This is a genomic window from Marinobacter sp. MIT932201, from assembly GCF_047123295.1.
Lineage (GTDB): Bacteria > Pseudomonadota > Gammaproteobacteria > Pseudomonadales > Oleiphilaceae > Marinobacter > Marinobacter salsuginis.
Window position 1 is genome coordinate 16,159 of record NZ_CP138917.1, and the last position, 14,378, is coordinate 30,536.

8 protein-coding genes are annotated in these 14,378 nt (G+C 60.8%); 3 read left to right on the forward strand and 5 right to left on the reverse strand.

Annotation, left to right across the window (positions count from 1 at the left end; translation table 11 throughout):
* Positions 1-246 precede the first annotated feature (246 nt).
* Positions 247-2,070, forward strand: coding sequence for an ABCB family ABC transporter ATP-binding protein/permease (locus SIC15_RS00070; RefSeq protein ID WP_412536795.1), 1,824 nt, complete (start codon positions 247-249; stop codon positions 2,068-2,070).
* Here the strand turns inward: SIC15_RS00070 and recD are convergent.
* From recD to recC, 3 genes are read right to left on the reverse strand one after another with little or no spacing between them, the layout of a single operon-like run.
* The gene (recD, locus tag SIC15_RS00075) at positions 2,067-4,334 is read right to left on the reverse strand and encodes an exodeoxyribonuclease V subunit alpha (protein ID WP_412536796.1); all 2,268 of its coding nucleotides are present in this window, start codon (positions 4,332-4,334) and stop codon (positions 2,067-2,069) included. The two genes, SIC15_RS00070 and recD, sit on opposite strands and share 4 nt — an antisense overlap.
* Entirely contained in the window at positions 4,331-8,068 is a 3,738-nt protein-coding gene (gene recB / locus SIC15_RS00080; protein ID WP_412536797.1) for an exodeoxyribonuclease V subunit beta, read from the reverse strand. The genes recD and recB overlap by 4 nt, the downstream gene beginning before the upstream one ends.
* Positions 8,065-11,673, reverse strand: coding sequence for an exodeoxyribonuclease V subunit gamma (gene recC / locus SIC15_RS00085; RefSeq protein WP_412536798.1), 3,609 nt, complete (start codon positions 11,671-11,673; stop codon positions 8,065-8,067). Before recC ends, recB begins: the two co-directional genes overlap by 4 nt.
* Before the next feature lie 155 nt (positions 11,674-11,828).
* Between recC and SIC15_RS00090 the strand changes: the two genes are divergently transcribed.
* Complete coding sequence (locus tag SIC15_RS00090; RefSeq protein ID WP_412536799.1) at positions 11,829-12,614, forward strand: SDR family NAD(P)-dependent oxidoreductase; 786 nt, start codon at positions 11,829-11,831, stop codon at positions 12,612-12,614.
* A 19-nt stretch (positions 12,615-12,633) separates the two neighbouring features.
* Here SIC15_RS00090 and SIC15_RS00095 read toward each other — a convergent pair whose 3' ends face one another.
* Positions 12,634-12,924, reverse strand: coding sequence for a DUF6482 family protein (locus SIC15_RS00095; RefSeq protein ID WP_069182422.1), 291 nt, complete (start codon positions 12,922-12,924; stop codon positions 12,634-12,636).
* A gap of 198 nt (positions 12,925-13,122) precedes the next feature.
* Here SIC15_RS00095 and SIC15_RS00100 point away from each other — a divergent pair, with 198 nt between their 5' ends.
* The gene (locus tag SIC15_RS00100) at positions 13,123-13,563 is read left to right on the forward strand and encodes a DUF4864 domain-containing protein (RefSeq protein WP_412536800.1); all 441 of its coding nucleotides are present in this window, start codon (positions 13,123-13,125) and stop codon (positions 13,561-13,563) included.
* Between the two features lie 5 nt (positions 13,564-13,568).
* Here the strand turns inward: SIC15_RS00100 and folM are convergent, their stop codons facing one another.
* Positions 13,569-14,276: a dihydromonapterin reductase gene (gene folM / locus SIC15_RS00105; protein WP_412536801.1), complete on the reverse strand. Its 708-nt coding sequence runs from the start codon at positions 14,274-14,276 to the stop codon at positions 13,569-13,571.
* Positions 14,277-14,378 lie beyond the last annotated feature (102 nt).

The window sequence follows — 14,378 nt, forward strand, 5'->3', positions numbered from 1 at the left end:
TCCGTCAACAATACGGTTTGTACTCCATACAAGACCTATCATAACTACGGGTAGAGCCAACATGGGTGGAGGGTCCTTCCGAGACACGCTGTAAATACGTCCATGTACGCTCGGCAAAAGCCATCCCTGGCTTTTGACGGTCTCGGAAGGACCCTCCACCCACGCGGGCTCCCAGAATTTGGAGTTTACTCGTAGGTCGGATTAGCCCAGCGTAATCCGACAACATTACCAAAGGATATTTCCATAGTGCGCGCCTACGCCGACAACGACTACCCGGCAGATCATAAACCGGACTGGAAAACCATTTCAGGCCTCTGGCCCTACCTGGCCGAATTCCGTGGCCGGGTGGTCCTGTCCCTGGCTCTGCTGGTGCTGGCCAAGCTGGCCACCGTTGCCACGCCCATCGCGCTGAAATACATCGTCGACTACCTGGACCAGAACCGGGGCGCCGATATGCTCCTGTGGATTCCGGTGATCCTGGTGGTCGCCTACGGTTCACTGCGCTTTGGTGCAACCCTGTTCAACGAGCTCCGGGATGCCGTCTTCGCCCGGGTGGCTGAACGGGCCATGCGCCGGGTGTCCCTGCGGGTGTTCGAGCACCTGCACCAGCGGGAACTGGCCTTCCACCTGGACCGCAAGACCGGCGGCCTGGCCCGGGATATTGAGCGGGGCACGAATGGAATCAGCTTCCTGCTCCGTTTTACCCTGTTCAACATCGTGCCCACCCTGCTGGAAATCCTGCTGGTGGCCGGCATCCTGTTTGTCGTGTTTAACGTCAGCTATGTGCTGGCGATCCTGGTGGCTGTCGTGGTGTATGTGGTTTTCTCCATCAAGATCACGGAATGGCGGACCAAATTCGTGCGCGAAGCCAATGCCCGGGATAACCAGTCCAACTCGCGGGCCATAGACAGCCTGCTGAACTACGAGACGGTGAAATATTTCAACAACGAGCGCTATGAGGCCGAAGTTTATGACCGGGACCTGGACGACTGGGAACAGGCCCGATTGAAGAACCGGCTGTCATTGGCCGCCCTGAACTCCGGCCAGGCGCTGATTATTGGTCTGGCCATGATCGTCATCATGGCTATGGCGGTGCGGGAGGTGGCCAGCGGCGAGATCACCCTCGGGGATTTCACCATGATCAACGCCTATCTGCTGCAGCTGTTCATACCCCTGAATGCCCTGGGTTTTGTCTACCGGGAAATCCGACAGGCCCTGGTGAACGTCGAGCGTCTGTTCAAGCTGCTGGGGGATAAGCCGGCCATTGAGGATGCCCCGGACGCAACGAAACTGGCTGTGGATAAAGGCGAAGTGCAGTTCGATCATATCCACTTTGCCTACCGCCCGGACCGGCCGATCCTGCGCGATGTGAGCTTTTCCATCCCGGCGGGACACACGGTGGCGGTGGTGGGGGCCAGTGGCGCCGGCAAGTCCACCCTCGCCCGCCTGCTGTTCCGCTTTTATGAAGTTGATCAGGGCGCTATCCGTATCGATGGCCAGGATATCCGGACGGTAACTCAGGACAGCCTGCGGTCGGCGATTGGTGTGGTGCCCCAGGATACGGTGCTGTTCAACGATACCCTGTACCGGAACCTGGCTTACGGCCGGCCGGAAGCCACCGAGGAGGAAGTCTATCGGGCGGCCCGCATGGCTCACCTGGAAGACTTTATCCACAGCCTGCCGGAGGGCTATGAAACCAAGGTGGGCGAGCGTGGCCTGAAGCTCTCCGGGGGTGAAAAACAGCGGGTGGCCATTGCCAGGGTGATTCTGAAGAACCCCCCGTTACTGATTCTGGATGAGGCCACTTCCTCCCTGGATTCACTCTCGGAGCAGGCTATTCTTGGGGCGCTGAACGAAGTCAGCCAGCAGCGGACCACCCTGGTTATTGCCCATCGGCTGTCGACTATCCGGGATGCCAACACCATTCTGGTGATGGATGGCGGACGCATTGTTGAGAGCGGTAGTCATGGCAAATTGCTGGCCGCCGGCGGACACTACGCCCAATTGTGGGCGCAGCAGCACAACCGTGATGAAACCGGACATGATGACCGGGAGCGCACCAACGATTAGTCGGCCATGAGTCTTTCGGCCAACCCGGAGGCGCGGACTACTTGCTGACCGACGGCCTCCCGGAGAACGTTCGGGTTGCCAGTAATCAGGCTGAACCAGTTCCGGGCCCGGGTAATGCCCGTGTAGACCAGTTCTTTCGTCAACACAGGGCTGAGCCGGTCTGGCAGCACCAGACAGGTGTGATTGAACTCCGAGCCCTGGGATTTGTGCACCGTCATGGCGTACACGGTTTCCAGCTGCTGCAGCCGACTGGGCGAGATCCACCGAATACCGCCGGGTGTGTCGCTGCTGGGGAAGGCCACCCTCAGCGTGTATCGGGGCTCCCCGGTTGCCGTCCGGTCCCAGGGCACGCTGACAGTAATGCCGATATCGCCGTTCATCAGGCCCAGGTTGTAATCGTTGCCGGTGATCAACACTGGCCGGCCCGGGTACCAGCCCTCGGCGCGCGGAATTAGCTTCTCAGCCAGCAACTGCCTTGCGATCCGGTCATTCAGTCCTTCCACGCCCCAGGGCCCCCTGCGTAGGGCACAGAGCACCTGGAAGTCACTGAAAGCTTCAAGCAGTTGGACCGCCATCGCATCCCAGTCTTCGCGGGGGCTGTTTTCGTTCAGACCATGATTTCGCAAGCGTTCGAGATAATGGCGGAAACCAACCGGCGGCGGCAGGAGGTGCCCATTTACCAACCGTCCCTGGCCGGCATTGCGGAATGCCTCCGGAGATCCGTTTATGGCATGGCGACACACCAGCTCCAGGGTGTCTTCCGGATCCGGTTTTCCGGGTGGGCTGCTGAGCAGGATGACATCGTCGAACGCCGCCTCCCGGATCCGGCGCACCATGGCGCGATCCAGCGCATTGGTATTCACGGCTTCGGCAAAGGCACGGATACCGCTGTCTTCCCGGAACCGGTAGCTCTTGCGCAGCATCGCCACGGCCTGATCCAGGGGCTGGCCCGATTCGTCCACCAGTGACTCCGGTAGCCGGCTACCGGTCATGGCGGTCAGCCACTGCGCTGTTTGCGGTGTGTAGTGGGCCTGGAAGGCCCGTTGGCACAACTCACCGAGTACCGCGCCGGCATCCACCGAGGCCAGTTGATCCTTGTCGCCCAGCAGGATGAGCTGGGCGTTGTCGGGCAGGGCATCGAACACCGATGCCATCAGGTCGACGTCCACCATGGAAGCTTCATCGATCACCAGGATATCCACCAGCAACGGGTTGTCCCGATTGTGGCGGAATTTTCGTGTATCCGGTCGGCTGCCCAGTAATCGGTGCAGGGTCGTGACTCTGGTGGGGATATCACTCAGATCGACGTTTCCCGGCAGTTCGGCAAGGGGTAACCGGCTCACCGCACCGCCGATGGATTCGTTCAGTCGGGCGGCAGCCTTGCCGGTCGGGGCCGCCAGCCGGATCCGGTATTTCCGGCCCGCCCTGTCCGGGGATTCACCGGCTACCGCCTGCAAAGCCGCAAGCAGGTTAACCACCGTGGTGGTCTTTCCGGTGCCGGGTCCGCCGGTGATGACCGCGAAACGGTTTCGGGCTGCCAGGGCGCAGGCCAGTTTCTGGTAGTCCACCGCTTCTGACGACTGGAACAGCTGGTCGAGGGCGCGGGACAGGGTACGGGCAGGCCCGGATTCCGGATCCGCCAGGGACGACGGCAGAGCCAGCCGTTGCCGAATTCCCTCGGCAATGCATTGCTCGTAGCGCCAGAATCGCCGCAGATAGAGACGGGTATCGTTCAACACCAGGGGAGTGGTGTGTGAGCCATCACTTACGGCGCAGGATGCTCCCAGCAATGCCAGACATTCCGACAGCGTCACGAGTGCGAGCAGCTCCGCCGGTTCCGGCTGGTGCGTTTCGCTGGTGTCGGTATCCTTGGGTGGCTGGTAACTCGACTCTTCGGGCGGTAGTGACAGGGTCTGGACAGCATCGGCCAGGAGATTGCCGAGATCAATGCACACATGGCCGCGCCCCACCTGGTGGGAGGTCAGTGCAGCCAGCAGCAGAACCAGCGGGTCCGGCTCTTCGCCCTGCTCTTCCGACAGCTCCCGGATCAGCCGCGCAAACCCAACATCCAGTGGGCGGATCCATTCTGCCTGCTGCCAGTGCTGTAGAAGCGCCTCGGTGTTATCCAGGCTGTTGAGCAGGCCCCTGATCTCGACCATGTTATCCTCGCCTTTCGCCATGGTTGGCGATTCCGGGGTGTTATCGTCGGCGAACAGATCAATCTGGTGGTCGGCGTTTTCGTTATGAGAACGGGAACGGCTCATGCAGCCACCTCCCCGGTCAAGGACTCGCCATCGAAAAGGGCATCCAGTTGCTCGATCAGGGCCCTGGGCGGTTTGTCAGAGAAGGCACCGCCACCGGTGGAATCGATGCCCCGCAGGAACAGATAAACCGCGCCGCCAACGTGCCGGTCGTAGTCGTAATCCGGCAAGCGGGCTTTCAGCAGCCGGTGCAACGCGAGCAGATAAAGAACGTACTGCAGATCATAGCGTTTATCCAGAATGGCATCGCCCATGGCCTGATCGGTGTAGGCGCTGTCATCCTCGCCCAGGGTATTGGATTTGTAGTCCAGCACGTAATATCGCCCCTCGTGTTCGAACACCAGATCGATGAAGCCCTTGAGCATGCCGTTGAAACGGGTCTCTTCGACCCGGGGCCGGTCTGCGCCGTTCAGCGTGTGCGCAGTTACCAGCTGGTCGAGTTTTCGCACGCTGACATTGCGGCTCTCAAACCAGAATTCCAGTTCGGGGCGCAGGGTCGCCAGATTCGCCAGGCTGACGGGTTTGGTGTCGGCCCGGTCGAGGACCAATGGTTTGCTGATCAGTGCCAGCAGCCAACGCTCGAGGGGTTCCACCCAGTCACCCCAGCCGCGGGTCCCGCATCGGCGGGTCAGGTGCTCGCGGAGCAGGGACGGGTTATCCACAACCCTCTGGAAGCCCTGTTGCGTGCACCACTCCAACAGTTCGTGCAGGAAAGTGCCGGGGCCAGCGCCTTTGGGAAAATGGTGCTGGTTGCGGTGAGCGGCCAATTGAGCCGTCTCGTTGTTGTCTTCCTGGCTGTCCTCCTGACTGCTCTCTTCCAGCAGGTTCTGAGTCTGGGCGTCTTCCACCTCACCGGTAAAGGCAATACCGGTGCCGGTCATGCCGGTGTATTCGATGGAGGAGTAACTGGCGATCCACCAGTCCTCTTTAGCCTCCCGTTTGGAGATTAGTGCCGGCCCGAGGGCTTCCGGGGCCTGCTCTTGATACTGTGTTTCGTCCGGATCCGGTAACGGAGTAATCCCGATCTCTCCTCTGCCCTGCGCCAGTTCCTCCAGGCAGTCGCTGATGCGGCTCTGGCCATCGTCGCCAATCAGGTAGCCCAGACCGCTTTGCTGCCAGTTGTCCAGGGCCGCCGTGCCCACCCAGGTGGCAAAGCGGGCGCGGGTCAGGGCCACGTAGAGTTTACGGATATCCTCGCCCAAACGCTCCTGGTCGGCCCGGGCCACGTCATCCGGCGACGGGTCGAATACCGTGATCAGCCTGCCCCCGTCATCGTGATAACGCACGAAGGCCTGCTTTTCACTCTGCGCACGAAAAGCCGTGCCGAAGGGCAGGAACACGAGGGGGTACTCCAGACCCTTGGACTTGTGCACGGTGATGACCTTCACCAGGCCAGCATCACTTTCCAGTCGCAGGGTGCGGTGCTCGTCTTCCTCGTCGGCCGCCCGCAGTATCTGGGTGTAGTGATGCACCAGGGCATGTTCGCCGTCCAGTTGCAGGCTGTCCTGCTGCAGCAACTCGGCGATGTGCAGGATATCGGTTAGTCGTCGTTCGCCGTCCGGGCGTTGCAGCAACCGGCCCGGCACCTCGAAATCCATCAGAAAACTGCGCAGCGTGGGCAGCACACCCTGCTTCTGCCACTGCTGCTGATAGCCGATAAATCGCTCGATTTCCCGCTCCAGCACCAGCTCGTCGGTGAGCAGCTGATTCAGGGCATCCCAGGACTGACCCAGAGTCGGCGTGGCCAGCGCGGCGCGTATGTAGGCCAGTTGCCGGGGCTCGGCAAACGCCCGCAGCCAGCACAGCATTTCCTTTGATTCCCGGGAAGTCAGTACAGAATCCCGGTCTGACAGGTAGACGCTCTTGATGCGCCGGCGACTCAGGGCGTCCCGCACCGCGCTGGCTTCGTTGCGGTTGTTGACCAGTATGGCGATGTCTTTAGGGGCAACCGGGTCCAGATCTTCCGGGTCATCGGGCAAGGCAAAACCGGCCTGTTCGGCGTGGCCCAGGGTCAGCAAACGGGCGATCTCGCTGGCGCAGGTTTCTGACACATCGGCGGTGGCAGTGCCCTTGGCCATTCCTTTCGGGTTGCCGTCCTTGTCCTCTTCGCCGGATTCGTGGGTCCAGAACACCAGACTGGGCTGCACCTGCCCGTTGATCGCCCAGACCCGTTTGGTGCCATTGGCGTCCACGCCCTGGAAGGGCAGCGGGGAGGTATCGCCCTTGCCAAAAAGGAAGGCGCCGTCCCGGCTGTGCTGATCGCTGTGTTCAAAGACCCGGTTGACCGCCGCCACCATGGTTTTGGCGGAGCGGAAGTTTTTACCCAGTGTGTAGGTGCGTTCTTTCACGCCCTGCCTTGCCTGCAGGTAGGTGTAGATATCGGCGCCCCGGAACCCGTAGATAGCCTGCTTGGGATCGCCGATCATCAGCAGGCAGGTGTCGGGGTCGCCGCCCGCCACATTGTAAATGCGGTCGAAAATGCGGTACTGCACCGGGTCGGTGTCCTGGAATTCGTCGATCAGGGCCACCGGAAACTGGCGCCGGATAGTGGCTGCCAACTGATCGCCACGGGGACCGTGCAGGGCTTCGTCCAGCCGGGTAAGCAGATCGTCAAAGCCCATTTCCGAGCGTTTCCGCTTTTCCGATTCCAGCCGTTCAGCTATCCAGTGGCTGGCGTGGCGCAGAATGTCGGATTTGGCGCTGGGCTGGTTCTGGCTGAAATCCAGCAGCGCTTCGATGGCGTCGAAGGCAGGATGATAGGGGGCAGATTCATCGCCTTTCAGAATCTTGTTGAGACCGTCGGGCGTCTGGTTTTTAAAGCCCGCGGCGCTGTCGATTTTCTCGGGCAACAGTTCGTCCGATTCTGCCCAGGCAACCAGAAAGTCCCAGACTTTGATCATGGCGTTCTTGCTCCCGCCATGGAGTCGTTTGGTCTGGTTCAGATCGTTGAGCAGGTCGATGACCTCGCCGCGCCACTGGCTCCATGGATGAGCCTTGAGGGCCTGTGACTGTTCCAGGCGCCGCCTGACCACCTGATCGATGGCCTGGTGAACGCTGTCGGGCGGTGTGCCCAGGCTCTGGGGATCGTCAATCAGGTTGCGAACGCCCTGGCGCAGATCCCCGGGTGTTCTCCAGTGACTCAGTGCCTCGTCCATCAGCATCGGGGGCAGAGGATAGACAAAGGTGCGCCAGTAATCCCGGGCGACCTCGTCCAGCAGCTCGCTCTGGTCGGTTTCCAGAGTAAGTTTGAACAGGCTGCCGCTGTCGAACGCGTGCTCGCTGAGCATGCGGTTACAAAAACTGTGGATAGTAGATACCGCCGCCTCGTCCATCCACTCTGCGGCCAGCAGCAGCTTTTTGCGGCATTCCGGCCAACTGGCCGGATCCGGATAACTCTCATTCCTTAGCTGGTAGATCAGTGCCGTTTCTGCAGGCGGATCAGACTCGTCGGCCGCCTCCGAAAACACCTCCGCGGCCTGGGTCAGCCGGGTGCGGATCCGGTCTCGCAGTTCCTTGGTGGCGGCCTCGGTGAAGGTCACCACCAGCAGGTTGGGTGGCAGCAGATTCTGCAGCGGGCTGTCCGGGGACTGGCCGTGGCCAAGCACCAGGCGCACGTACAGAATGGCTATGGTGAAGGTTTTGCCGGTGCCGGCACTGGCCTCGATCAGGGCGCTGCCGTTCAGGGCGAGGGCCAGGGGATCCAGATTCGGGTTCCGGTTGTTTTTCTGTTCCGTCATTCCACACCTCCGATCTGATCCGCCGCCGACTTGCCCTGCTCGGCTTCCCAAACCGGCAAGTAGAGCTGATGCAACAGGGCTTCGAATTCGCCGCTGGCCATCAGCCGTTCCGGCGTTTCAAATGTGCCCATCAGGTAACCAACGTCCCGCTCAAGAGCGGTGGTATAGGCCTGCTCGGCCTCGTTGATAGCCCGCTCGTGGTCACCGACGTACTTTTTACCGCCGTAGTAACTGGTGATCCAGGCAAAGCCGGCCTCGCAGTGAATAGGCAAGGCACGTGTGGTGGCCTCCATCCACCGGGTGAGCACAGTTTCGAACAGCGGTCTGGCCTGTTCCGGCGTAAAGGCCGCAAAGTGAAAGCGGCGGCCCTCCTCCTTACCCAGGATCAGGGTATCGAACGGCTGCCCTCGCATTTGCCCGGCCAGATGAATCAGCCAGTCCCGCATCAGGTTGGCATAGCGCACTTTCCTGCTGGAACCGGAGCCGGTCAGCAGGCTGGAGCTGGCCACCACCAGACGGCACAGATCGCCCGCGGCATTGCAGCGAAGGCCTTCGATCAGATCGGCAACGGCGACCGAACCCAGGTCATTTTCAAACTGGTAGTCAAAAGGCAGAGGCTCGGCGACCGCCTCCGGCCAGTCTGCCAGTGCACTCTGGTACCGGTCGAACAGGTCCGGCAAGCGCCCGGCCAACTCGGAACGCAGGCGGTGCTCGGTCACGCCCATGCCCAGGTCCCCGCGGCGGGCCATCCGGTCCAGGATTGTTTGCAACCGGTCTTCCAGTTCTTCTTCATTGCCGGCTTTCAGCAGTCCGTCCTGAATCAACTCATTGTCCAAGCGCCAGCGGTCGAGGCCGTCCAGGTCGAAATTCTCGTTGTCGGTGTCGTCGTCCTCAACATCCTCGAAGTGCACCTGCAGTCGACGTTGATAGAAGGTGTCGATGGGCTTTTTCAGGAAAGCCGCCAGATCGCTCAGGCTGATGGGTTCTTCGGGTGTCTGGTACGGAAGTGCAGACTGCACGTCTTGATTAGTTTCAACACCATGGGCACTGCGCCACTCCCGCTCGTAAGTGAATAGATGGCGGGCTTGCAGCACCTCCGCCAGAGGCCGCGGCTCACTGTCTTCGCCCTCTGTCAGGCCATTGGCTTTCGGGAAATAGGCCCGGCTGAAGGGTTGCAGCGGATGCTGGGTGGTGAGCACTTCCGTGACTTTTTCGTCCGGTAGCCCTGCCACGGACCACAAGCTGTCGAGATGATCCTGCAGCTGGCCCACCAGCACAGACGGCGGCCGTTCTGAATCGTCTTTGATACTCCGGCCCACCCAGCTGATGTAAAGCTGCTCCCGGGCGGATAACAAAGCTTCCAGGAACAGGTAGCGGTCGTCCTCCCGGCGGGAGCGATCCCCGGGGCGGTAATCCTGGGCCATCAGGTCAAAATCCACCGGTGGTCGCGAACGGGGATAATCACCGTCGTTCATGCCCAGCAGGCACACATTCCGGAAGGGAATGGCGCGCATCGGCATCAGGGTGGCGAAATTTACCTTGCCGGCGAGGAAGCGCTGGTTGAGGCCGCCCTCATCCAGGCCTTCCAGCAGCACATCCTTGACGATATTCAGGGGCAGGGTCTGTTCCCCAAGGCCGGCGGCCAGGGCGTCTTCCAGCCACTGCTCCAGCTGGCGGCGGAACCGGTTCAGCAGCAACAGGTCACTGCCGTCCACCTTGTGGAAAAACTGCTCAAGCATGTCTGAAAACAGGCGTTCCCAGTCTTGGGGCGTGCGGCGGGTCTGCAGCGCCAGCCAGAGCACTTCCAGCTGATGCACAAAGTCGTTCAGACGGCCCGCCAGGCTGGCCTGGAGGCCGCCGATCTCGCCGAAGGGTTCTACGCCACCCCAGGGCTCATCGTCGCCCATGCCATACCCCAGCAGCATCGAGCGCAGCCCGGATTGCCAGGTGTTGCGCTCCAGTTCGGCGGGCAGATCCAGGCTTTCCCGGTGCCGGCCATGCAGCCCCCAGCGGATATTGGCGCCCTCCACCCAGCGACGGGCCAGGGGAATCTCGTCTTCGCCGATCCCGAAACGGTCCCGTATACCGGGTACTTCCAGCAGGCTGATGATTTCACTCACCGCAAACCGGCTGTGGGGAAGTGACATCAGGGTTTCCAGGGCAATCAGCACGGGTTCGTGGTGGCGCTGGCCCTGGTCCGAAATGGTGAAGGGAATGTGGCGCTTGCGCCCGGGTTGGTAACGGCCGAATACCGCCTGTATATGAGGCGCGTACACGTTGATATCGGGCACCATCACGATAACATCCCGGGGCCGCAGCGTTGGGTCGGCGTTGAAAGCCGCCAGGAGTTGGTCGTGCAGAATCTCCACTTCACGCTGGGGGCTGTGGGCCTGGTGGAACGCCAGGGAGTGATCCTGCCGCAAATCCAGTTGTCGGTGCTGCTGGCGGATTTCCCGGAGCGGCGTCAGGTTGTGGATATCGTTCTGCAGCTGGTGCAGGAGGCGCGGTGCTTCCGGGTTGCCATGGTCCGAGAAGATATCGATTTTTTGATCCGGCGTCTCGAAGCTGCCCCGGTATTCCTCCGGGTTGTCGAACTCGTCCAGCAGGCGGATGTAGTCACGGCCCTGCTTGCCCCAGGCGGCCAGCAACGGGTTGGCATGCTGGTGCAGCTGGTCTGGATCTTCAACGGCGGACAGCGTGGGGTGGGTTCTGCCCCGCTTGCGTTCGGCCGTGAGCAGCTCCCGGTCGCTGATGATATCGGCCCAGTAAAACTGGCAGGGGTTATGAACACAGAGCACCACCTGGCTGAACCGGCTCAGCACATACAGCGCCTCCAGTGCTTGCCGCGGCAGTGAGGAAACGCCGAATACGACGATCCGGTTCGGCAGGCGCGACGGATTTGCCGGTGCCGGGATACGCTGGCCCTGCTCCATGAACCGGGTGTGGATCTGCGATCGGCTGGTATGGGCTTCCGCGCCCACATCCTCTACCAGCCGGCGCCAGAGCAGAGGCTGCCAGCGGGTTTCTGTATCCAGCGGTTTTTCCTCCGCCCGGGCTGTGATGATCACATCTTTGCCCTGCTCCCAGGCGGCCAGCCAGTCGGCCCGGAACACCTGGTACTGGTCGAACAGATCCGCCACCTTTTCCGCCAGCTGGAAATTGCGCAGGTCCGGATCGTTGCCCTCCAGAAACCGGGCCAGGGGCGTGAAGGCTTCGTCCTGACCGACGAGGCTGGGTAGTAACCGGTACAGCCGCCACACCAGGCGACGCTTGTCGAAGGGTGACTGTTCCGGCACCTCGCCGTCCGGTAGGACCGCCCGGTAGGCCTGCCAGATAAACCGGGCCGGAAACAGGAAATCCATGCCGGCGGCAATACCCAGACCGCCGTCCATGCCATCGTCCGTGCGTTTCTCCGCCAGCGCGAGCTTCAGCCACTGGGCAATGCCGTTGCTCTGCACCAGGAAGGTCTCGCTCTCCAGTGGCGGCATGGGGTTGTTCCGACAGATGTAGACCACCGCCCGGCGAAGGTCTTCCAGATGGTTGGCGTGGATCGCGTGAAACCCGGGGTCGATGGTAGCGGGCTTATCGGTGGACAGAGCAGCCATGAATTTCCTTGTCTGGTATGCAGTTCAATCCTGTTGCCACAGGTTACCGTATGTGACCACAGATGCGGACAGTCTGAAACGTTTGATCACCGCAAATTATCGCGGCCCGCTGCGACAGACGGTGTCGTGAACCATCTGCGAAGGAGAGAGGCATTATGTGGACACTGATCACCGGCGCCGGTTCGGGCATCGGCCGGGCTCTGGCTCTCGAGCTTGCCCCCCGCGGCCATAACCTGATTCTCGCTGGCCGTACTGTGCGAAAGCTGGAGGACGTGGCAGACACAGTCCGCGTTGAAGCGCCTGACTCTGAACTGATGACCCTTGAAGTTGACCTGGCGGATCCAGAGAGTACTCGTAACCTGGCCCACCAGGTCGGTGATGCGGTCGACCACCTTTCAGCGTTTGTCTACTGTGCAGGTGTGGGTGAACCCGCAGCAGATTTCGCCAGCCTTGGTTTGATTGATTTTCAGGAAGCCCTGGCCGTTAACGTATCTGCGCCCCTGTTACTCACCCAATCCCTGCTTCCGCTTTTAAAAGGCGGAGACCCGGCGTCGAGGATTGTGATGATCGGTGCTGGAATGGACAAGCACGCACAACCCGGAACCGGCAGCTACGGAATCAGCAAAATGGCGTTGCGTCGGCTGGTGCGCCAGATGTCTGTGGAATTCGACACCATGCCGGACGGACCGGTGGTCAGTCTGTTCCAACCGGGTCTGGTGGATACGCCGGGCATCCGCAACCACATCAAGAAGGCCGGCGACCTGAACCTGCCGCACGCAGAGTGGCTGGCGGGGCGCCTGGAGGCGGGGGAATGCCTGACCGCCGAGCAGGCGGCCAGTGCGCTGGTGTTTACGCTGAATCAGGTTCCGGAAAGTGATTTTCACGGCGCAGTCTTCAACGGCGCCGATCTGGTGGATTCCCTGTCATTCGCTGGAAGCTGAGCGACCGTCCAGCGGGGCCCTACAGGGGCACCCGCATGGTTTCCGAGCCGCTGTCGGGCATGCCGATCATTTCATCGGTTCCGGTTGGCGGAATCACATCGGTGTGCTCAACTTCATATTCATGGAAGTACTCTCGTACGGCACAGGCCCCGGTAAACATGACCGGCTTGTCGTAGGCGTCGGTGAGGACGTAGCCCTGACCATCCAGGTAGAACCTCGCCATGTAATAGCGCCCCTCCATGGAGACGATCTCCAGCAAGGAAATGGTGTCGTGCTTGTGCTTCTTCAATTCGCCAGTGTCCATATGCATCGGAAGTCTCCCGCAGGTTTGTTGTCGTAAGAGCTTCTACGAAATGCTTTCCGTTACAGGTCATAAAACGAGCAACCATGAGCAGGATTGATTTGGTTAAAGCCGCCGTCGGTGAGTTCAACGCCCTGACAGGTGGGCGAATCCGGAGTCCTGATCTGGGCGTATTGTTTAAAAGATGAACAATAGCGAGGTGCCATCATGGGTCACCAAAATATCCGTTTCGGAAAGTGGCTGATTCCCGTCCTGCTGGCTTTCATGGGCTTGGCCATCTTCGGGTCATCACAGACCGTCGCCAGTGATAAGGACGCGGAAATTCGAGACACCATCCTTCGCCAGATCGAAGCCTTCGCCAACAACGATCAGGAACAGGCCTGGGCTCACGCCTCCGAGGGCATTAAGCGTCGATTCGGCTCGTCACAGGTGTTTGTCGACATGGTTCGTGAAGCCTACCCGGCAGTGCACAACGCCACGGCCATCGAATTTACCCAGCGCGTGCCCCACGGCGCCTTCGAGATCCAGGTGGTTCGGTTGCAGGGGCCGGAGGGCAAGCGTTGGGATGCCTATTACCGGATGGTGCTCACTGAAGGTGCCTGGAGGGTGGCCGGCGTGAGACTCCAGCCGGCTGAACTGGGCATTTAATGGTCTCAGACCAGATGCCGTCCGCCATCTAAAGGTAGCGTCCGACCGGTGATGTAGGGGTTGTCCAGTAGAAACTGCAGGGTGGCGACAGCGACCTCGGCCCCGGGCTCTATGCCCATAAGTGACTTCTTCAGGGTTTTCTTCCGGTAAGCCTCGCTGTCGCCCTGGTTGAACATGATCAGGGACGGCGCTACGGCGTTCACCTTCACACTGGGCGCCAGTAACCGTGAAAAAGACAAGGTGAGGTTGGTCAGTGCGGCCTTGCTGGCGGCGTAGGCGATATGCTTCGCGCTGCCCTTCTCCACCACATAGTCCGTCATATGGACGATGTCGGTTGTCGACTCACCCTGCTCCAGCATCGACCGGCAGGCAAGGTTGATCAGGTAGGGCGTGGTTACATGAATCTGCATCATCGCGCTCATCACATCCGCCGGGTCTGAATCCTCGCTTTCCGGCAGCCAGTCCGAAGCGTTGTGAACAATCGCGCGCAGCCTGTCGGTCCGGGATTTCAGAGTTTGAATGAACGCTTCGATACCTTCGTTCGTGGCAAAGTCCGCGTGGATACATTCGGCATCGGCTTTCTGGAGTGCATCAATCGCCGGTCGATAGGTGCGGTAGGTAACGATGATGGGCTGGTCCCGGTCCAGGCAGGCCCTGGCGAAGGCCAGGCCAATTCGCTGGCCGGCGCCGGTGATCAGAATGGGTGCGGTCATGATGTTCTCCTGTAATCAGTCATAGACTTACGTTAATGTCCGGTCTCCGGCTCAACGTGGTAGCGTCATACTCCGGAACGAACTCGAAGGAAGATCCACCAG